The sequence below is a fragment of the Nocardiopsis suaedae genome (assembly GCF_027706745.1).
Classification (GTDB): Bacteria; Actinomycetota; Actinomycetes; order Streptosporangiales; family Streptosporangiaceae; genus Nocardiopsis_A; species Nocardiopsis_A suaedae.
The window spans coordinates 17556-36891 of the sequence record NZ_JAQFWP010000041.1; the positions used below are offsets into that span (position 1 = coordinate 17556).

General features: G+C 72.8%; 14 protein-coding genes and 1 tRNA gene. 5 read left to right on the plus strand and 10 right to left on the minus strand.

Translation table 11 applies throughout. The features are described from left to right. Positions 1-1272 (minus strand): DUF5685 family protein, encoded by a 1272-nt coding sequence (locus O4U47_RS19975; protein ID WP_270679434.1) that lies wholly within the window; start codon positions 1270-1272, stop codon positions 1-3. A 407-nt stretch (positions 1273-1679) separates the two neighbouring features. Between O4U47_RS19975 and O4U47_RS19980 the strand changes: the two genes are divergently transcribed. Further along, positions 1680-3653 carry an ABC1 kinase family protein gene (locus O4U47_RS19980; protein WP_270679435.1) on the plus strand — a complete coding sequence of 658 codons (1974 nt, stop codon included), beginning with the start codon at positions 1680-1682 and terminating at the stop codon, positions 3651-3653. An 86-nt stretch (positions 3654-3739) separates the two neighbouring features. Here O4U47_RS19980 and O4U47_RS19985 read toward each other — a convergent pair whose 3' ends face one another. The 4 genes from O4U47_RS19985 to O4U47_RS20000 all read right to left on the minus strand — a co-directional run bounded on the left by O4U47_RS19985 (position 3740) and on the right by O4U47_RS20000 (position 7747). Beyond that, entirely contained in the window at positions 3740-4162 is a 423-nt protein-coding gene (locus O4U47_RS19985) for an Hsp20/alpha crystallin family protein (RefSeq protein WP_270679436.1), read from the minus strand. 597 nt (positions 4163-4759) lie between these two features. Beyond that, a tRNA-Arg gene (locus tag O4U47_RS19990) sits at positions 4760-4832 on the minus strand. A gap of 171 nt (positions 4833-5003) precedes the next feature. After that, positions 5004-6038: a pectate lyase family protein gene (locus O4U47_RS19995; protein ID WP_270679437.1), complete on the minus strand. Its 1035-nt coding sequence runs from the start codon at positions 6036-6038 to the stop codon at positions 5004-5006. Between the two features lie 443 nt (positions 6039-6481). Further along, positions 6482-7747 (minus strand): aspartate aminotransferase family protein, encoded by a 1266-nt coding sequence (locus tag O4U47_RS20000; RefSeq protein WP_270679471.1) that lies wholly within the window; start codon positions 7745-7747, stop codon positions 6482-6484. A 174-nt stretch (positions 7748-7921) separates the two neighbouring features. Between O4U47_RS20000 and O4U47_RS20005 the strand changes: the two genes are divergently transcribed. Further along, positions 7922-9400 (plus strand): NAD-dependent succinate-semialdehyde dehydrogenase, encoded by a 1479-nt coding sequence (locus tag O4U47_RS20005; RefSeq protein ID WP_270679438.1) that lies wholly within the window; start codon positions 7922-7924, stop codon positions 9398-9400. Between the two features lie 563 nt (positions 9401-9963). On the opposite strand, the gene O4U47_RS20010 is transcribed toward O4U47_RS20005, so the two are convergent. The 3 genes from O4U47_RS20010 to O4U47_RS20020 all read right to left on the minus strand — a co-directional run bounded on the left by O4U47_RS20010 (position 9964) and on the right by O4U47_RS20020 (position 13010). Next, positions 9964-10488, minus strand: coding sequence for a hypothetical protein (locus O4U47_RS20010; protein ID WP_270679439.1), 525 nt, complete (start codon positions 10486-10488; stop codon positions 9964-9966). Positions 10489-11706: 1218 nt separating this feature from the next. Then, positions 11707-12405 (minus strand): hypothetical protein, encoded by a 699-nt coding sequence (locus O4U47_RS20015; RefSeq protein WP_270679440.1) that lies wholly within the window; start codon positions 12403-12405, stop codon positions 11707-11709. Next, positions 12405-13010, minus strand: coding sequence for a hypothetical protein (locus O4U47_RS20020; RefSeq protein ID WP_270679441.1), 606 nt, complete (start codon positions 13008-13010; stop codon positions 12405-12407). The genes O4U47_RS20015 and O4U47_RS20020 overlap by 1 nt, the downstream gene beginning before the upstream one ends. 466 nt (positions 13011-13476) lie before the next feature. Here O4U47_RS20020 and O4U47_RS20025 point away from each other — a divergent pair, with 466 nt between their 5' ends. The 3 genes from O4U47_RS20025 (at position 13477) to O4U47_RS20035 (ending at position 17182) form a co-directional block, all read left to right on the plus strand. Then, on the plus strand, positions 13477-13695 hold the full coding sequence (locus tag O4U47_RS20025) for a hypothetical protein (RefSeq protein ID WP_270679442.1): 219 nt from the start codon (positions 13477-13479) through the stop codon (positions 13693-13695). Positions 13696-13750: 55 nt separating this feature from the next. Then, positions 13751-13936, plus strand: coding sequence for a hypothetical protein (locus O4U47_RS20030; protein WP_270679443.1), 186 nt, complete (start codon positions 13751-13753; stop codon positions 13934-13936). Positions 13937-14326: 390 nt separating this feature from the next. Further along, complete coding sequence (locus O4U47_RS20035) at positions 14327-17182, plus strand: ATP-binding protein (protein WP_270679444.1); 2856 nt, start codon at positions 14327-14329, stop codon at positions 17180-17182. On the opposite strand, the gene O4U47_RS20040 is transcribed toward O4U47_RS20035, so the two are convergent. Both O4U47_RS20040 and O4U47_RS20045 read right to left on the minus strand, forming a co-directional pair. Continuing rightward, positions 17176-18831 carry a polyamine aminopropyltransferase gene (locus O4U47_RS20040; protein WP_270679445.1) on the minus strand — a complete coding sequence of 552 codons (1656 nt, stop codon included), beginning with the start codon at positions 18829-18831 and terminating at the stop codon, positions 17176-17178. The two genes, O4U47_RS20035 and O4U47_RS20040, sit on opposite strands and share 7 nt — an antisense overlap. Further along, positions 18831-19250 carry a DUF350 domain-containing protein gene (locus O4U47_RS20045; protein ID WP_270679446.1) on the minus strand — a complete coding sequence of 140 codons (420 nt, stop codon included), beginning with the start codon at positions 19248-19250 and terminating at the stop codon, positions 18831-18833. The genes O4U47_RS20040 and O4U47_RS20045 overlap by 1 nt, the downstream gene beginning before the upstream one ends. Between the last annotated feature and the right edge of the window lie 86 nt (positions 19251-19336).

Below are 19336 nucleotides of genomic sequence, written 5' to 3' on the forward strand. Positions count from 1 at the left end.
TCAGAGGTTGCAGCATTCGCAGCACCGGCAGCACTCACAGCACTCGCAGACGTTGCACCAGGCATCGCGCGACTTGCCCGACCAAGGGCCGGGGTGGGGGTCCCGGCAGCAGAGCTGGCACGTGCAGAACATGAAGAGCGCGACCGCGCAGCCGCTGAACAGGCCCCGCTTGTAGGGCTGGTTCAGCGGAGGCGTGTCCCCGCAGCTGCAGCAGGTCTCGCAGCAGTTCCCCTTGCTGTTGCCCGCCTCGTCGGACGAGCCGGACGAGCCGCCGGTCGTGGCGTAGTCGTCGCCATAGGAGTGGCCGCCGTCGGCCCGCCGGTGCGGGTGCTGCCGGTTCGGGTTCTGTCCGTGCGGGTGCTGCGGGTACCGGGGATCGTGGTGCGGGTGGCCGTGCTGATAGGGGTCCTGGGGGTATCCGGCCTGAGTGAACGTGCGGTCGACCGCGCGGCCCAGCTCGTGCCCCAGCAGCGCGTGCACCAGGCGGCCGTCGGTGAACTCGGCCTCCTCCAGCGCCAACCGGACCCCCAGCACGGCGTCGTCGCACAGCTCGCGCGCCCGCGCCGGCTCCGTACCGGTCGCGGTCAGCGGGTTCCACGCCCCCTGCTCGCGGTCCCGCTCCCGGTCCTCGACCGCGTCCAGCAGGTGCGCGATCCGCCCGAACAGGCGGCCCGCCTCCCGCAGCGGCGCGGCGTTGCCCGGCCGCCCGGCCAGCACCGCGGTGTGCGCGAACGCCTCTCCCGTCGCCTCCTCGGTCGGCCACGTCACCGCCAGCACGTCCGTTCCGGGGCCCGCGGCCTCCTCCGCCCGCTTCTGGCGGTCGAGCACGGCGAGCAGCCCCTCCCCGTCGAAGCCGAGCGCGCCGCTCGACTCCTGCGCTCCCCGGCGCCACCGGTCGGCCACCCGCCCCGCGAGGGCGCGCACCCCGCGCCTGGCGTACACCCCGTCGCCGTCGGCGATGTGGTCGGAGATCTTCGCCGAGGCCAGCATGAGCGACACCGACGCCGCCAGCCGCGCCCCCGCCCCGTCGGCCACATCGGCGCCGCGCATTCCGCGCAGCGGGCACGCACCGGCCCGCCGGGTGCCCGCGCACTCCTCGGCCTGGGCGGCGGCCAGGACCGATACGACGAGCCCGTCGTAGTTGGTCGCGACCCGCGAGGCCTGACCGTGGTCGTCCCTCAGGGTCAGACACAGGCCGCACATGTGGGACATCCACTCCTCCGCGAGTCCTCCGGGGAGGGAGTGCCGACAGGGACGCAGGATTCCGAACACCAGACCACGACCTCATCCGTTGACACCACGGTCCCGGACCGCCTGGGGACCGCGAGTTGGGCAACGGTGTTGGACGCCGGGAACCCGGCGGAGGTTCCGAAAAGACAGCGCCCTCGCGGAAGTGTCCTCCACACGTCGGAGCCGCCCCGCCCGGCGCTCCCGCACCGGGGCCCACAATCTCACCCTTGCGAGCGAGATTCCGGGCGTCGTCTCGTCCGGCCACCGTCGCCGGCTCTACGCTGTCGGCGTGCGCGCACCGTGCCCACGCGGCCGCGGAACCGTGCCGACGGTGCGGGCTGGGGCGCCCGCTCCGCGCCCCACCCGTCGGGGGCGATCCGCGACCCGTGTCGATGACGCCCCACAGGGGCCCTGGTGCGCCCACGCGGCGCCGATCCTGGAGGACGCCGATGGACCTGCTCGGCCTGATCATGCTCGCCCTGTTCACGGCGGTGATCAGCGCGCTCGCACGCAGGACGCTCGGTGTCCCGATCGGCTGGCCGCGCACGATCCTGGTCGCCCTGACCGTGCTCACCTTCGCCTACGGGGCGGCGATGGTCCTGGTGCGGGCGTCCGGCCTGCCGTTCACCGTCGAGGCGGCCCAGGAGTCCCCGGCCCCCTACATGCTGCTGGCCGGGCTGGCCGTCGTCTGGGTCTTCCTGTTCGGACTCATCGCGCTGGTGCTGCTGGAGCTGTTCCTGCCGACCGGCACCCTGCCCCCGGCGCTGTCGCTGGTCACCGGGTGGAAGGCGCGCCGCCGCCGGGCCCGGAGGTACGCGCGGATCACCGCCATCGCGGTCAAGCACGGCCTCGGCGGGTACCTGCGCGGCCGCCGCCGCACCGCCCCGGCGCAGGGCATGGCCAAGACGGCGCGCTCGCTCACCGCGGCGCTCAACGAGGCGGGCGTGGCGTTCATCAAGTTCGGCCAGATGCTCTCCACCCGCCCTGACCTGGTCCCGGAGGCGTTCACCCGGGAGCTGTCGGCGCTGCAGACCCGTGCCGACCCCGAGCCGTGGCCGCGCATCGAGCGCGCGGTCGCCGACGCCCTCGGGCGGCCGGTCGGGGAGGTCTTCGCGTCGGTGGACCCCGAACCGCTGGCCGCCGCCTCGGTCGCCCAGGTGCACGCCGCCGAGCTGCGCGACGGCACCCGGGTGGTGCTCAAGGTGCAGCGCCCGGGGGCGCAGCGGCAGGTCGAGGCGGACATGGACATCCTGCTGCGGCTGGGCCGCAGGCTGGAGCGCTCGACGGCCTGGGGTGCGGCGCTGGGCGTGCAGCGGCTCACCGAGGGGTTCGCGGCCTCGCTCGAAGAGGAGCTGGACTACCGCGTGGAGCTGGACAACATGCGGGCGGTCGCCGCGGAGGTGGACGGGGACCGCGTGCGCGTGCCCGGCGTCCACCCCGAGTACTCCTCGCGCACCCTGCTGGTGATGGAGCGGGTCGAGGGCGTCCCGGTGGGCGACGCCGGGCCGGTGCTGTCCGCCTTCACCGGCGCCGAGCGCCGCGAGACCGCCGAACGCCTGGTCGGCGAGGTGCTGCGGCAGATCTCGGTGAGCGGCGTCTTCCACGCGGACCTGCACATGGGCAACATCCTCATCGCCCCCGACGGAGGGCTGGCCATGCTCGACTTCGGGTCGGTCGGCCGGCTGGACAGCGGCGCCCGCACCACCCTGGGGCTGCTGCTCGCGGCGGTGGACCGGGACGACGCCATCGGCGCGACCGACGCCCTGGTGGACCTGCTGGGCCGCCCCGACGGCCTGGACGAGCGGCGCCTGGAGCGGGAGGTGGGCCAGCTGATGCTGCGCTACCGGCCGGGTCTGGGCGGCCGGGGGAGCGCGGAGATGTTCGCCGAGCTGTTCCCGGTGGTCCTGGGCCACGGGTTCGCGGTCCCGCCGCAGGTCGCCGCGGCCTTCCGGGCGCTGACGGCGCTGCAGGGCACGGCGGCCGCGATCAGCCCCGACCTCGACCTGATCCAGGCGGCCCGGAGGCAGGGCCGCCTGCTCGCGGACGAGGCGATGTCGGGCGCCGCCCTGCGGGAGTCGCTGGAGGCGCGGCTGATGTCGCTGCTGCCGACTCTGCAGCGGCTGCCCCGCCGGGTCGACAGGATCACCGAGGACCTGGAGGAGGGCCGGTTCACCGTGACGGTCCGCCCCTTCGCCGACCCGGAGGGCCGGCGGTTCCTGACCGGCCTGGTGCGCCAAGTGGTGCTGGCGGCGATGGCGGCGACCGCCGTCCTGGGCGCGATCCTCCTGATCACCAGCGACCAGGGCCCGATGATGGCGCCGAACGTGCCGCTGTACGCCTTCGTCGGCGGAGTCCTGCTGTTCGTCGGGTGCGTCCTGGCGCTGCGGGCACTGGTGCTGGTCTTCCGAAACGACCGCCCGTGAGACCCGGGGTGCGGGCGCGAGCGGGGCGCCGCCCCCGCGAAGCGGCCCCGGCCGAAGGGCCGGGGCCTGTGCGGCGGTCTCCGGTCTCAGCCCCTGATCCGGGCGCGGGTCCCGCCGTCGCCGACCTCGATCTTGCGCGGCTTGGCCTGCTCGGCGACCGGGATGACCACGGTGAGCACACCGCCGTCGTAATCGGCCCTGATCCGGTCGGTGTCGAGGGTCTCGCCCAGGAACAGCTGACGGGAGAAGGACCCCGTCGGGCGCTCGCTCACCACGGTCTCGCGCCCCTCGGTCCGCTCGGGGGCGGGCCGCTCGGCCCTGACCGTCAGCACGTCGCGCTCGACCTGGAGGTCGATGCTGCCGGCCGCGACCCCCGGCATGTCGAAGTGGATGACGAACTCGTCGCCTTCGCGGTAGGCGTCCATCGGCATGACCGCCGGACGGGCCTCGTTGAACACCCGCTGGGTCAGGCGGTCGAACTCGCGGAAGGGATCGGTGCGCATCAGCATCCCTCGCCACCTCCTCGTGGAGTAGACAACGTTGATGCGCTTGCACTCTTGGTTTCTACCGGAAGCGGGCCGGGGGAAAACACCTTCTTCGGGGCAGAGGAACCCCGACAGAGGGCCCGATTCACAACGCGGCCGGAGCGGGGAGGAAGTGCGCCTGGAAGGGGGCGTCTCCTGGGAGCGAGCCGGGAGCGCTCGAAGGGGAACACCGGAGTCTCCGTCCTATGGGAAGGAGGCCCGCGCCGCTACTAGGTCCTGTCCGGACTCCCTCCCGCCCGGCCCCTCCGTCGTTGATCTCGGGGAAGTCGGGCTCATGACGGCGCTCTTAAGCCCGACTTCCCCGAGATCAACGGGGATCCGGGTCGGTGGGGCCGCGGGAGGACCGCGACTCGGCGGGACACCGCAGAACTCCGGACATCACACCGAGGGTGGGGACATTCGCCGTGTGAGTGACGAACGCGGCCCCGACGGTGCCGGGAGCGGGGGAGGAGCCGACGCCGGGAGGCCCGGGGCGCGTCCCGACTCGCCCCGGCCGACCGGTGTCAGAACCAAGCGAAGGGCCCTGGTCGGCTCTTACCGACCAGGGCCCTTCGGCTCCTGCGCACTCGGGAGGATTCGAACCCCCAACCTTCTGATCCGTAGTCAGATGCTCTATCCATTGAGCTACGAGTGCCTGTTTTCTCTTGTGTCCGCCCTGGTGGAGGCTGTCCTCCCGGGCGACGTCTAAGACTCTACCACGGGCTGCGGCGCGCTTTGACCGCATTATTCGCGTGCCGGGGCGGGAGGGGCGGCGCCCAGGCCCCGCGGAGGGGCCGGGGCCCAGACGCCGCCGGTGGACGGGCGGCTAGGCCTGTGGGCCCGCGCCCCCGGAGACGATGGAGGGGATCTCCTCCGCCGGGTCCAGCGTGTAGTCGTACGGCGGGTCGTCCACGGAGCCCTCGGTCGCCGGGGAGCCCGAGTCGTCGTAGACGTTGTCCCGCTCCACCAGCTCTCCCGGGCCGGAGCTGCCGTAGCCGACCTCGGTCGGGGTGTCCACGCCCTGGAAGTAGTTGCCCTCCACCAGCACCTGGGCGCCCATCGTGGACGCCACCCCGTACTCGGCGTTGTCCACGTAGTAGTTGTTGAACACGTGGGCGCTGGCCGAGAACCGCACCCGCGGGTGGCGGGTGTCGGTGCCGTCGAAGAAGTTGTGGTGGTAGGTCACCCGCAGGTGGCCCCGGTCCTCGGTGTGGTCGTCGCTGTGGCCGAGCAGCATCGTCTTGTCGTGGTCGAAGAAGCGGTTCCACGAGACCGTGACGAAGTCCGACTCGCGCTTGATGTCGACCGCGCCGTCGTCGCCGTTGCTGAAGGCGTTGTGGTCGACCCAGATGTTGGTCGCCCCCTCCTGCACGTTGATCGCGTCGTCGTCCCAGCCGTCGAAGTTGAGGTTGCGGATGACGACGTTCTCGACGCCGCTCAGGTCGAAGCCGCCGCCGGTGATGGTCGCCGTGCCGTCGCCGACGATGGTGGTGTTCGATCCGACGTCGTTCATGCCCGACAGGTCGATGTCGCCGGTCACCTCCACCACGGCGGCCCCGTCGCCGGAGACGGCGTCGAGCAGCGCGTCGGCGTCGGAGACCTGGACGGTCTCGCCGCCTTCGCCGCCGGTGGTGCCGCCGTCCTCGGAGGCCCAGCCGACCGGGGCGTCGGCGAGCGGGGAGCCGGCGTCCTGAGCGGTGTCCTGGGCGCCGGCCGGCGCCGCCGTGTCGCCCCCGCCCGTGGGCAGGGCCAGGGCGAGCGCCGCGACCGCGCCGACGCCGAGGGCGGCGGCGCCGGCGGTGGCGGCCGCCTTCGGGCGGCCGCGCCGGGGGCGGGTGTGCGCGGGCTGTTGAGACTGCATCGAGGAGACTCCTCGTATTCGGGGACAGGGGCCGGGAAGCGCGCCCGGGCGGGTACCGCCGCGGTGGGGGCGCGGGGCGACCGGAACGCCGCCGGGTCATCGGCGGATCGTCGGCCGAGGGGCCGCCCGGGGAAGGAAATCGCTTTCCCGATGCAGGGGACGCTACGGCGGCACTGGAACCCTGTCAAGGGAGGGAAAAGTCGTCGATTTCCCCTGGTAAGCGGCGTTCCGAAATGAGTTAAGCGCTTTCCAATTCCTGGTCGGAAGTCCCGAATCGGGAGGGCGGTCGGATACGGGGCGCGCTCGTCCGGTTCCGGTCCGCAGCGGCCGGCCCAAGGATCCCGTGCGCCGTGGGACCAGGGGGCGCCGTGGGGTCCAGACGGCGCGAACGCGTCAGTGGAACGCGCCGCACCGCCCTTGGACCCCGGCGCCCCCGGTGCCCGTCAGGCGGAGGCGTCGGCCAGCGCCTCCGACCAGAGCGCCAGCGCCTCGTCGATCTGGTCGGCGTCGACCACCAGCGGCGGGATCATCCGCACCACGTTCCCGTGCGGTCCGCAGGTCAGCAGCAGCAGACCGCGCTCGGTCGCCGCCTTGTGCGCCTTCGTCGCCGTCTCGGTGTCGGGCGACCCGTCCGGCGTGGTGAACTCGCTGGCGGCCATCAGCCCGAGCCCGCGCACGTCGCCCACGCGCGCGTGCCCCTCGGCCGCCTTGCGCAGCCCCGTCAGCAGCCGCTCGCCGTTCCGGGCCGCGTTCTCCACCAGCCCTTCCTCCCGGATGACCTCCAGGGTGGCCAGCGCCGCCGCGCACGCCACCGCGTTGCCGCCGTAGGTGCCGCCCTGCGACCCGGGCCAGGCGCGCTCCATGATGCTCTCCGGCGCCGCGATCGCCGACAGCGGGAACCCGCTCGCCAGGCCCTTCGCGGTGATCACGACGTCCGGCCGGACCGCCGCGTGCTCGTGCCCCCAGAACCTGCCGGTGCGCCCGAACCCGGTCTGCACCTCGTCGGCGACCAGCAGGATCCCGTGCTCGTCGGCGCGCCGCCGCAGCCCCTCCAGGAAGGCCGGGGGCACCGGCACGTACCCGCCCTCGCCCAGGACCGGCTCGATGAAGAACGCCGCGGTGTCCTTGGGCGAGGTGACCGTCGCGAACATGTAGTCCAGTTCGGCCAGCGCGTACTCGACCGCCTGCTCCTCGTTCATCCCCAGCCGGTAGGCGTACGGGAACGGCGCGACCGCCACCCCCGGCATGAGCGGCCCGATCCCCGCGCGGATCTTGGTGCCGGAGGTGGTGAGCGACGCGGCGGCCATCGTGCGCCCGTGGAAGGAGCCCTCGAACACGACCGCGTTCTGCCGCCCCGTCGCCTGGCGGGCCAGCCGCAGCGCCGCCTCGACCGCCTCGCTGCCCGAGTTGACGTAGAAGAGGCGGTCCAGCCCTTCGGGCAGCACCGAGCCCAGCTCCTCGGTGAGCCGCAGCAGCGGCCGGTGCATGACCGTGGTGTACTGCCCGTGGATGAGGGTGCCGACCTGCTTCTGCGCGGCCTCCACCACCTTGGGGTGGCAGTGGCCCGTGCTCGTGACCCCGATACCGGCGGTGAAGTCCAGGTAGCGGCGGCCGTCCTCGTCGTAGATGTGCACGCCCTCGCCGCGTGCGGCGAGGACCGGTGTGGCCTGCTTCAGGACCGGGGACAGCCGGGCCGACTGCTCGACCATGCGCGCGAACCTCATTCCGTAGGATTGTTGACAATCGACGGCGCTATGGAATCATCCGCCTGGGGCGGTGTCCAGACCGCGCTCTCCCGGGTCCCCCTACCCGCGGCCCCGTTAGCGAACCCGGTCCGCTGGGAAGGGGGCGGGCAGCGACGAGGATGAGGGAGCGGCAGACCGATGGCGCAGCGCAGCGACGAAGTGAAGGCCGTCGAGCAGGTGGACAAGCGGCTCATGGTCGGCGGCCGGTGGCGCGACGCCTCCGGCGGCGCGACCTTCGCCGTGGAGGACCCCTCGACCGGGGAGGCCCTGTGCGAGGTCGCCGACGCCTCGCGCGAGGACGCGTTCGCCGCCCTCGACGCCGCCGCCGGCGCCCAGGCCTCCTGGGCCGCCCGCGCCCCGCGCGAGCGCGGCGAGATCCTGCGGCGCGGGTTCGAGATCCTGATGGAGCGCCAGGACGAGCTCGCCCTCCTGATGACCCTGGAGATGGGCAAGCCGCTGGCCGAGGCGCGCGGCGAGATCGCCTACGCCGCCGAGTTCCTGCGCTGGTTCTCCGAGGAGGCGGTGCGCGTCTCCGGCGGGTACGCCACCTCGCCCGACGGCAAGTCCCGCTTCCTGATCATGAAGCGCCCGGTGGGCCCCTCCATGCTGATCACGCCGTGGAACTTCCCCATGGCGATGGGGACCCGCAAGATCGGCCCGGCGGTGGCGGCCGGGTGCACCATGGTCCTCAAGCCCGCCCAGCAGACCCCGCTGTGCGCGCTCGCCCTGGCCGGGATCCTGGAGGAGGCCGGGCTGCCCGAGGGCGTGCTGAGCGTGCTGCCCACCACCGACCCCGGCGGGGTGACCGAGCCGCTGCTGCGCGACGGCCGCATCCGCAAGGTGTCGTTCACCGGCTCCACCGGTGTGGGGCGCACCCTGCTGGAGCAGAGCTCCGAGCAGGTCCTGCGCACCTCCATGGAGCTCGGCGGGAACGCCCCCTTCCTGGTGTTCGGCGACGCCGACCTGGACGCGGCGGTCGAGGGCGCCATGCAGGCCAAGATGCGCAACATCGGCGAGGCGTGCACCGCCGCCAACCGGTTCTACGTGCACGAGTCGGTGGCCGCCGAGTTCTCCCGCCGCCTGGGCGAGCGCATGGGCGCCCTGTCGGTCGGGCGCGGCACCGAGGACGGCGTCCAGGTGGGCCCACTGATCGACGCGCGCGCACGCGAGAAGGTGCAGCGCCTGGTCGACGACGCGGTGGGCCGCGGCGCGCGCGTGGTCGTCGGCGGCGAGGCGGCCGAGGGGCCCGGGTACTTCTACCGGCCGACCGTCCTGGAGAACGTGTCGCAGGAGAGCGACATGTACGCGACGGAGATCTTCGGCCCGGTGGCGCCCGTGAGCGTCTTCAGCACCGACGACGAGGCCCTCAGCGCGGCCAACGACACCGAGTACGGGTTGGTCAGCTACGTCTACACGAGTGACGTGACGCGCGCGCTGCGCGTCAGCGAGGCGCTGGAGACGGGGATGGTCGGCCTGAACCAGGGCATCGTGTCCAACCCGGCGGCGCCGTTCGGCGGCGTGAAGCACTCGGGACTGGGCCGCGAGGGCGGGACCGTCGGCATCGAGGAGTTCCTCGACACCAAGTACGTCGGCATCGGCGGTCTCGGGACGGTGTGAGGCTCTGAGGGGCCGGGTCGCGCGGGGCCGAATTCCGCCGGACCGGGACGGGCCGAGACGGCGTCCGTTGCAATGGTGCGGCTTTCGAGGGCCGTGACCGCCGTCGGCAGGGTGGCTTTCGGCCGCCCTGCCGACGTGCAGGGGGCCGGTCCGTGCGTGGGAGAGTCGGGCCGGTCCTGGCCGGAGTTCCTGACGATCCGCCGACCCGGCCGGGCGGGAAGGACACCGCTCCAGCGCGTGTGAGCGGTCCCGTCCCTCCGTGTTGATCTCGGCAAAACGACGCTACGAGCCCCTTTTTTTGCGTCGTTCTCCCCGAGAACACCGCGGATCCGGGCCGGTGGGGCCGCCGGAGGACCGTGAATCGGCGGGAGACCGCAGAACTCCGCTAGGGGGTGTTGTGTGGATCACGGCCTACTGCGCGACGCCCGGGCACGCCCCTCGCTGCGTCCTCATCGGTCGACAGCGCACCCAGGCTGACTCCCCTGCTTTTCGGGAAACACAGCGTTCTTGCGATGAACGCACCTGGACGCCGCTCGCTACGGCCATGATCCACACAACACCCCCTAGTCGTCCTCGTCAGGACGTTCGAACACCGCCGCCTCGGGGGCCGGGGGGTCGCTCTCCTTCTTCCCGAGCCCCGTGTCGACGTCCACCCGGAACCGCAGCGAGTCCACCGCGTCCTCGGGAACAAGGAAGCTCGCCACGAAGGCCCCGGTGTCGTCGGGCTTCAAGGGCTCGCCCTCGGTGTCGGTACACCCGAGGAACCCGGGGAAGACGATGCCCTCGTCCTCCAGCGCGGTGCGGGTGTTGTACTCGTTGCTCGTCTCCCAGATCCGGCCGTCGTCGCCGATGGCCTGGAAGCTGCACGTCTTCAGCAGCTCGGCCGAGCGCTCGTCGGTCGGGGAGGCCTTGAAGAGCGCGTCGACCAGGCTGATGCCGGGCGGAGGCGGCTCGGCGCCGATGTACTCGTCGGTGACGACCCCGGCCAGTTCCCAGTCGCTCCCGGCGATGAGGGCGGCGTCGCCCTCTGCGGGGACGGGGTCGGGCGGTATCGCGCCGGTCTCCTGCCACTGCTGGTTCTCCAGCACCCACGGGCCGCCGAGCGCGACCGGCAGCAGGACGACGATGCCCGCGATCCACGGCAGGTGGAGCCGCTTCCACAGCGGAGGCCGGTCCGTTGCGGCGGCTGCGCCCGCTCCGACGGCTCCGGCCGAAGCGGAAGGCGCCCAGCCGGCCTGGGGGCCGGTCGGGACCGGGCCGTCCTCAGGACGCTCGAAGGCGGGGCGCGGCGCCTGCGCGGGCGGTTCCGCCCCCAGCGGGGCGGGCGCCCGCCGGGGACCGCTGTTCTGAGGAGCGCCGTGCCATCCGTGGTGCGGTGGGCCCTTCGGCTCGATCAGCGGGGACGCCTGATGCGGCCCCTGCTGCGGTCCTGTGCCCTGCCCTGGGAAGGGCGCGCCCTGGGGAGGGCCGCCCTGTGCCGACGGGTGCTTGGGCTCGACGAAGGGCGGCGCCTGCCGCGGGCCGGAGTGCTGGCCGTAGGGCGGTGTCCCCTGCGGAGCCTGCCCACCCTGCGCGGGGCTTTGTCCCCGGCCCTGGCCCTGGGGCGCGGCGGGGGGAGGGCCCTGTTGCGGGCCGGTATGCCCACCGGGGAACGGCTCACCCTGCTCCGGCCACGCGCGCTGCGGTGCCCATGCGCCCGAGGGGTGTCCGCCCTCAGGCGGCCGCTGGTACGCGCCCTCAGGCGCCGCCTCCCACGGTCGGGCCTGATGCGGCCCGTGTCGGCCGGTAGACGCGCCCCCGGTAGGCGCGTTTCCCGCGGGCGTTCCGTGTCGGGGCTCCGACGGTGCGGGGCCCAGCTGCTGCGCCCCGTGAGGGGTGCCCTGCTGTTGTTCCGGAGGCTGCGCCGTGTGCGGAGTGGGCGGAGGCGCGAAGGGCGACGGCTCGGGCCCGGTCTGCGCGGAACCAGAGGGCTGCTGGTACCGGAACGGTTCCTGCGGCGCCGACGGCTGTTGGAATGCCGACGGCTGCTCCTGCCAAGGCGCCGCCTGCTGCGGCCGCGCAGGCTCCGGCGCGCGCTGGTGCCCGTCCGGGGGCGTGGGCCGCTGCGCGTGCGGAGGGAGGGCTCCCGGCTGCATGCCGGTGGGCGGTGTCCCCGGGGCCTGCTCGGGCGGCGCGCCCTGCGCCCCGTACGCCCACGGCTCGTGCTCGCGGCGGACGTGCTCCGATGGTGCGGGGTCCGACGATGCGGGGTCCAGCGGATCCCGGTCGTCGGGGTGGCGGGGGTCGTGACGGGCGGGCACGGGGCGTCACACCTTCTGCATCCGGGGCTCGGGCACGTCCAGGGTCTCCTCGGCGCCCTCGATCGCCTTCTTCAGCTCGTCCCCGGACAGCCCGAGCTTCACGTGGGCCTCCCCGGAGAGCCGCTTGTCGATCCCGGTAGAGATGGTGACCTGCACCACCGGGTCCTTGAGGGCCTTCTCCGGCACCTCGAACGCCGTGGCGCCCCGGATCGGGATGCCCGGCGGGAAGCCGTCGCCGATGGACCCGAAGGCGTTGTGCAGCCACGGCGTGGAGGCGTAGACGTTCTTGTCACCGCTGTCGAGCCGGGACTCGAACCGGGTCAGCTGCCGGTCCGTGGAGGTCACGTCCAGGAAGACCACCACCCACACGCCCTTGGCCTCGATGTAGTCCGGCTCTGGCGCGAAGTCGGACAGCGCGGAGTCCTCGGAGCCGTCGCCGACGGCCTTGGCGAAGCGCACCTCCTCCACCCTGACGGTGAAGGACCCCGCGTCCACGGTGGCGGACGCGTCGCCGGAGGCGACCATCGGTTCGGTGACCGCGACATCGGAGGGGAACCGGAACGACTGGGCGAACATGAGCAGCGCCAGCAGCACCAGCGAGGCGACCGCGGTGGGCCAGCGCCGCCCGCCCGCGGGCCGGGGCGCGGCGGTGGGCCCCGCGGGCGGCTGCGGGGACTGCGGAGGCGGGGGCGCGCTGACGGTCATCACTCCTCGTCGATGGGCAGGTAGACGATGCCACGCGTGTTGGTGTCGCCCCACCAGCGCTTGGTCTGGTCGGTGAACCCGGCATCGTACTCGGCCCCGGTGACCGTGACCTTGACCCGGTCGACCGCGGCGACCTGCTCGGAGACGTCGTCCGGTTCGAGGAGGTCCTCCTCGTCGAAGATCTCCTCGGCCTTCTTGGGCCCGGCGTCCGGGTCGTCGTCCGTGAGCTGCCAGGTCAGCACGGCCTCCTCCGGCACCTCGGGCTGGAGCTCGAAGACGGAGCGGTCCGGCTGGCGGGTCAGGGACATGCGCATGGCGGAGGCGGACAGGTCCTTGCGGCCGAAGCGGGGGTCGATCATGCCGCTGATGTTCGACACCGGCACCGGCTCGTTGAACCGCGACTTGATGTCGGCCCGGACCTGGAGCGTGTGGGCGCCGGTGTTCGGGTCCTGGGAGAAGGCCGCCTCGTGCAGCTTCAGCTCCAGCAGCGAGTTGCGGACCAGCCCGCCGGGCTCGACGTCCCGGAAGTCGGTGGACTTCGAGGCCTCGAAGCCGCCCGCGGCCCACAGGCCGGTGAGGGCCAGCGCGACCGCGAGGACACTCACCGTGGCCGCGATGAGGGTCGCCCGGGACCTCCGGGGCAGTCGGGCCAGCGGAGTCTCTTCTCCCGGATCGGGCGCATGGTGTGCCACGAGAAGGCAGTTTAGATCGGAACGGTGACAGACGGGGGACCATAGGCCGAAAGAGGACAGGCGAACGGCGTGTGGACACGGGTCCGCCGGGAAGAAGTCCTCCCTTCCCCGCCCGGCCCCACCCCCCCGGACGGCCCGACGGGCCGGACGCGGCGGGGGACCGGTCGGCGCGCGACCTCGGGCGGGCGGGTTCCGGCGGGCTGCAACCGACGCTGAAAGCAGGCTGAAAGCGCTACAGAAGACGGCGTCTCTAGCGTGGAACGCGTTCGGCCAGACCGGGAACCCGCGGGAGGACGGCCCGCGGGATCCGGTCCGGCGTGCCCACGGTGCTCGGTGCGGTGGATCGGCCGCATCCGGGGGGTGCCCGTTCACGGATGAGATGGGATGGGATTCGATGCTGCTGACCGAGCCGAGCCGGGTCGACGAGGAGTTCTCCCGGATCGTCGAAGGCCTCGACGCTCCTGCCGCCGCCCCTGCGTCTCCGGTCGCCAAGGTGCGGCCCTGGAGCGAGGAGGACGGCGGGGACTCCCGCCAGGAGGAGATGGAGCCCTGGGAGGACGAGGACGACCTGGTCGGTGACGACATCGAGTTTCCGTAGGGCGCACCTCCGAAGGCGGGGCGCACCTGCGGCCTCGCGGAAAGGGAAGTGTGACATGACGGGGTGCAAGACGCTGCAGGAGGAGTTCGACGCCATCACGGCCGGGCTCGGGGACGTCGTCGCGAAGATGAAGCCCTACGAGGAGCCCGTCCCGGGCGGCGGACAGGAGAGGGAGCGCGAAGCCGACGGGGGCGAGGCTCCGGACGACGCCGAGGAGGCGCCGCAGAAGTCGGACGGCTGACCCCTCTCCGCAGCTCAGTGGGTGGACCGTCGGCGTGATTCCCGCCGGCCCGCAAATCCCCTGTGCGAGGAGCGCGCCGGATCCGCAAATGGCCTTGGTACAGTGCCATTTGTGGATTTTGGCGTGCTCGGACCTATTTCGGCGTGGCGGGACGATGGTGAGCCTGTGCCCGTCGGCGGGCCGAGACAACGCTGTGTGCTGGGCGCCCTCCTGGTCGATGCCGGGAAAGAAGTCCCGATCGACCGGTTGATCGAGTATCTCTGGGACGACGACCCGCCCCGAACGGCACGCTCCGTGATCCAGGTCCAGGTTTCCCACCTCCGGCGCGCCTTTCCCGGGCTGATCGTGACTACTCCGGGTGGATATCTCGCCGATATCGATCAACAGAAAGTGGATCTCCACCGCTTCCGCGACCTCGCCGCGCGCGGTCACGCGGCGGGGAGCACCGAGGAGGCCGTCGCCCTGTGGGAGCGCGCCCTCGAATGCTGGAAGGGGCGCCCCTTCTCCGGGACCGGGACCGACCGCCTCTGGTACGCGCTCGGCCAGCCCCTCGTCGAAGAGCGGTGGGCGACGGTGGCCGCATGGGCCGGCGGGGCCTTCTCCCTCGGCCGCTACAACGACGTGGTCACCCGCCTGACGCCGCTGGTGCGCGAGGACCCGCTGCGCGAACGCCTGCAGTACCTGCTCATCGCCGCACTGAACCGGAGCGGCCAGCGGGCCGCGGCGCTCAGCGCCTACCAGGAGAACCGGCGCTACCTGGCCGAGGAGCTGGGGGTGGACCCCAGTCCGGAGCTGGCCGACCTGCACGAGCGCATCCTCACCGACACCGAGGGGCGCGACGCGCCCGCCGCCGACGCCGCCCCCGAGCCCGCCGCCGCGGAGCCGCCGCAGGCCCCGTGGCCGACCTCGGCCACCCGCAACGACCTCCCACGGGACCTGCCCGACTTCACCGGCCGCCAGGAGGACCTCCGAGAGCTGCTGGAGGCGGCCGAGCGCGGTGGGGACGGCGCACCGGTACAGGTGGTCACCGGCCCGGGCGGGGTCGGCAAGACCTCCCTCGTGGTGCACGCGGCGCACCTGCTGGAGCACCGCTACCCGGACGGCGCCTTCTTCATCGACCTCAACGGTTTCAGCCCCGAGCAGGCGCCCGCCTCCCCCGAGGCCGCCCTCGGCACGCTCCTGCGCGCCGTGGGGGTGGCACCCGAGGCCCTCCCGGACACGCTCGAGGAGCGGTCCGCCCTGTGGCGCGCCCGCCTGGCCGGGCGCCGGGTGCTCGTCGTCCTCGACAACGCCTCCGGATACGCCCAGGTCCACCCCCTGCTGGCGGCGGCCGGGTCGTTCACCCTCATCACCTCGCGCCACGACCTGCCCGGGCTGAGCGGGGTGGGGCACCTGTCGCTCGACATGCTCGGCCGTGACGACTCCCTCCTGCTTCTGGAGATGGTCCTGGGCAAGGAGCGCGTCGCCGCCGAGCCCGAGGACGCCGGGGAGGTCGTGCAGCTGTGCGGGGGCCTCCCGCTGGCCCTGCGCATCATCGCCGGGCGCATGCTGCACCGGCGGCGCTGGACGTTCGCGCACGTGCGCCAGCGGTTGGGGGAGGAGCGGCGGCGCTTCCTCGAACTGCGGGTCGAAGGGCAGAGCGTCGAGGCGGTCTTCGAGCTGTCCTACCAGAGCCTCACCGAGGAGCAGCGGCGCATCTTCTGCCTGCTCGGAACCATGATCGGCGGCAGCATCGACCTCATGGGAGCCGCGGACCTGCTCGACATCGAGCCGCCCGACGCCGACGACCTTCTCCAGGACCTGGTCAGCGTCTGCCTGCTGGACGAGCCGAGCGCGGACGTCTACCGGTTCCACGACCTCATCGGCGACTATGCGCGGCACAAGGCCGCCGCGGAGCTGGAGGGCAAGGCGGCCGATGCCGCCCGGTGGCGCCTGGCCGAGCACTACCTGGAACGGGCCAACGAGGCCGCCGGGCATCTGGGCCCCCGGGGGCACGATTACGACCTCGTGGTGACCCGCCGGTCCCGGTACGACAGCCGGTTCGGTGACCGGGACGAGGCCGTCGCCTGGTTCGAGCGCCACCAGGAGAACCTGGTCTCCGTGCTGGACTACTTCGCCGACCGGCAGGCGGGCGAGCACACCTGGCAGATCGCGGACGCGGTGTGGCGCTTCTACGCCGTGCACGGACGCACCGAGCTCCTGCTCTCCACCCAGGAGAAGGCGCTGGCGGCCAGCCGGGAACAGGGCAGCGAGCGCGGCAGCGCCGTGACCCTGATCGGGCTCGGGATCGCCCAAGGGCTGGCGGGGCGGTACGTTCTGGCGCTCGACCTGTTGCAAGAGGCCAAAGAGCTGCTCATGAAACTGGGCGACGACGGGGGGCTGATCCGCGTCGAGGCCAACCTCGGGATGGTCTATGAGCGGCTCGGCCGGTTCCGGGACGCCGTGGCGGCCCTGACCAACGTGCTGGAGCACGCCCGCCAGGTCGGCGACACCGCCCTCGAATACCTGCAGATCCTCAACATCGGTGTGATGCGGCAGATGATCGGCGAGCACGAGGAGGCGATCTCCGCAGGCAAGGCCGTACTCGACGGCCCCGCCGACGTCATCTCGCCGGACACGCGCGCCGTGGCGTTCAGGGTGATCGGGGACTCCTACACCGGCCTCGGAGACTTCGGGCAAGCCGTCGCCTATTTGGAGCAGGGCATCTCCGCGGCGCAGGAGTGCGGAGACCACGCGAGCGAGATCTTCGCCTTGAACGGCCTCGCCATCGCGGTCGGAGGGCAAGGGGAGATCGTGCGTGCTGAGCGGCTTCACCACGAGGCCCTGGAACTCAGTGAGAAGGCGTCTTTGGGCAGCGCCGACTCCGAGATACTCAACGGCCTCGGCCTGACCTATGTCCGCGCGGGCCGGGGCGAAGAGGCGCGGGACGCGTACGAGAAGGCCCTTCGCATCGCCCGGGAGCGCAAGGAGCGGTACGCGGAGGGCAAGGCGCTGCTCGGTCTCGGAACGCTGCGGCAGCCCAAGGACTCCAGGGAGGCCGAGACCGCGCGCGACCGGCTCTCCGCGTCCACCGCGATCTTCACCGAACTGGGTGTGCCCGAGGCCGACGAAGCGCGCGTCGCCTTGAAGCGCCTCGGAGGGCGTGTGCCCGCGCCACGGGCCGAGAGCGTTCCGGAGGACGGGGCCGAAGAGGGCTCCGACCAGGTCGGAGAGCCGTCCGACCCCCGCGACCGCGGGGATCAGTAGCCCTCCCAGGCCTCCTTCTCCTGCTGGTAGCCGATGACGGCCGGGTCGAGCAGCGTGGAGGCGCGCACGTCGCCGCCGCCCGCTCCGCCGTCGGACGCCCCGCGGGCGCGGTCCTTCGGGAACACCTTCGCGGCCTCGAGGATCCGGTCGTCGAGGAAGCGCAGCTCGGGCGCGTCCTCCGGCACCGCCAGCTCCGGGTCTCCGTCCCGCCCCGGCGCGGCCAGGTAGAATCCCCAGTTTCCGAAGCTCGGCACGTCCACGTTGTACGGGACGGTGCCCCACCCCGCCTCCTCCAGGGACGCGCCCACGCTCCAGTACGCGTCGTTGGCGAAGTAGGGCGACCCCGCCTGCACCGTCATCAGGCCGCCCTCGCGCAGGCGCTTCCGCACCAGCCCGTAGAACTCCACCGAGTACAGCTTCGCGGTCCCCACGTCGTCCGCGTCGGGCATGTCCACGATGACGGCGTCGAACCTCCGCCCGCCCTCGCGCAGCCAGTTGAACGCGTCGGTGTTGACGACCTCCGTCCGCGGGTCGTCCAGCGCGTCCCCGTTCAGCTCCGACAGGACCGGGTCCGTCCGCGCCAGCCGGGTGACGGCCGGGTCCAGGTCGACCAGGGTCAGGTGCTCCACGCCCGGGTACCGCAGCACCTCCCGCGCCGCCAGCCCGTCGCCGCCGCCGAGCACCAGCACGTCCCCGTGCGGCCCCGCCAGCGCCGGGTGCACCAGCGACTCGTGGTACCGGTACTCGTCCAGCGAGCTGAACTGCAGGTCCCCGTTGAGGAAGAGCCGGGTGTCCCGCCCGTCCCGGGTGACCACGATCTCCTGGTACTCCGAGCGCTCGGCGTGCACGATCGGGTCCCGGTACAGCGCCTGCCGGGCGGTCACCTCGAACCGGCCGGCCTGCACGTAGGCGACGGCGAGCACCGCGACCACGACCGCCATCCCGACGGCCGCCCCGGCCCGGGCGCGCGGCGCCAGCTCGGACCGGAAGATCCACAGCACCACCCACATCCCGACCAGGGCGTTCAGCGCCCCGACCGCCAGCGTTCCCTCGACCAGGCCCAGCACCGGCAGCAGCAGGAACGGGAAGGCGAGCCCGCCGACGAGCCCGCCCACGTAGTCGGCGGCGAACAGGTCGGCGACCGCGTCGGCGGCGTCCTGGCGCCGGATCCGCTGGATGAGCTTCATCAGCAGCGGGATCTCGGCGCCGATCAGCGCCCCCACCGCGAACGCGCACACCACCAGCGCGGGCTGGTACAGCGACAGGTAGGCGTAGGCGGCGTACAGCGCGAGCACCGACAGTCCGCCGACCAGCGACAAGGCGCCCTCGATCACCACGAACCAGAACGCGGGCCGGCCGGTGAGCCCCTTCGACGCCAGAGAGCCCACCCCCATGGCGAACACCATGACGCTGAGCACGATCGAGGCCTGCGTGACGGTATCGCCGAGCAGGTAGCTGCCCAGCGCCACCAGAGCCAGCTCGTACACCAGGCCGCAGGCGGCGCAGACGAAGACGCCCAGCAGCACCAGGAACCGGGCGGCCCGGGGGCCGACGGGAAGACGGGCGGGGGAGGCGCCCGCGTCGGGCGCCTCCCCCGCCGTGCCCTCCGCGGACCGTTCCGTGTCCACGGCGCCTTCGGATCCTGCCATCAGGAGATCGCCGCCGCCACGACCAGGGCGACGGACACGTGGGCGGTGGCGTTCACCCAGGCGGCGGGGACGAGCTCGGTGTGGTTCACGGCGTCGCCCAGGCGGCCGGGGGTGAGCAGGTCGATCGCGGCGAACGACAGGGCCATCAGCACCAGGCCGATCACCCCGTAGACGGCGGTGAGCATCAGGCCTTCGGCGAGGCCGCCGTCGGAGGCGTAGATGGCCATCGCCACGACCATGGCGACGCCGAGGGTGTTGGCGGCCAGTACGAGCGTGGCGTTGGGGTTGCGGTTCTGCCAGATGAGGACGTGCAGCTTGCCGGGGGTGAGCAGGTCGACGATGAGGTATCCGGCCAGCATCAGGACGAGGCCGAGGGCCCCGTAGGCGAATACGGCCAGGGCTTCGTAGAGGATGAACATGGCGTCTCGGGGGTTCCTTGTCTGTCGCGTTCCGTCAGGGGCCGTCGGCGCGGACTGCCGCCGCGCCGGGGCAGGGGGTCGGGGAC

What these genes read in the sequence shown, in the direction of transcription:
- O4U47_RS19980 (WP_270679435.1), top strand. Translation starts at nt 1,680, where the DNA reads ATGGACCTGCTCGGCCTGATCATGCTCGCCCTGTTCACGGCGGTGATC.
- O4U47_RS19985 (WP_270679436.1), bottom strand. Translation starts at nt 4,162, where the DNA reads ATGCTGATGCGCACCGATCCCTTCCGCGAGTTCGACCGCCTGACCCAG.
- O4U47_RS19995 (WP_270679437.1), bottom strand. Translation starts at nt 6,038, where the DNA reads ATGCAGTCTCAACAGCCCGCGCACACCCGCCCCCGGCGCGGCCGCCCG.
- O4U47_RS20000 (WP_270679471.1), bottom strand. Translation starts at nt 7,747, where the DNA reads ATGGTCGAGCAGTCGGCCCGGCTGTCCCCGGTCCTGAAGCAGGCCACA.
- O4U47_RS20005 (WP_270679438.1), top strand. Translation starts at nt 7,922, where the DNA reads ATGGCGCAGCGCAGCGACGAAGTGAAGGCCGTCGAGCAGGTGGACAAG.
- O4U47_RS20015 (WP_270679440.1), bottom strand. Translation starts at nt 12,405, where the DNA reads ATGACCGTCAGCGCGCCCCCGCCTCCGCAGTCCCCGCAGCCGCCCGCG.
- O4U47_RS20025 (WP_270679442.1), top strand. Translation starts at nt 13,477, where the DNA reads ATGGGATGGGATTCGATGCTGCTGACCGAGCCGAGCCGGGTCGACGAG.
- O4U47_RS20030 (WP_270679443.1), top strand. Translation starts at nt 13,751, where the DNA reads ATGACGGGGTGCAAGACGCTGCAGGAGGAGTTCGACGCCATCACGGCC.
- O4U47_RS20040 (WP_270679445.1), bottom strand. Translation starts at nt 18,831, where the DNA reads ATGGCAGGATCCGAAGGCGCCGTGGACACGGAACGGTCCGCGGAGGGC.
- O4U47_RS20045 (WP_270679446.1), bottom strand. Translation starts at nt 19,250, where the DNA reads ATGTTCATCCTCTACGAAGCCCTGGCCGTATTCGCCTACGGGGCCCTC.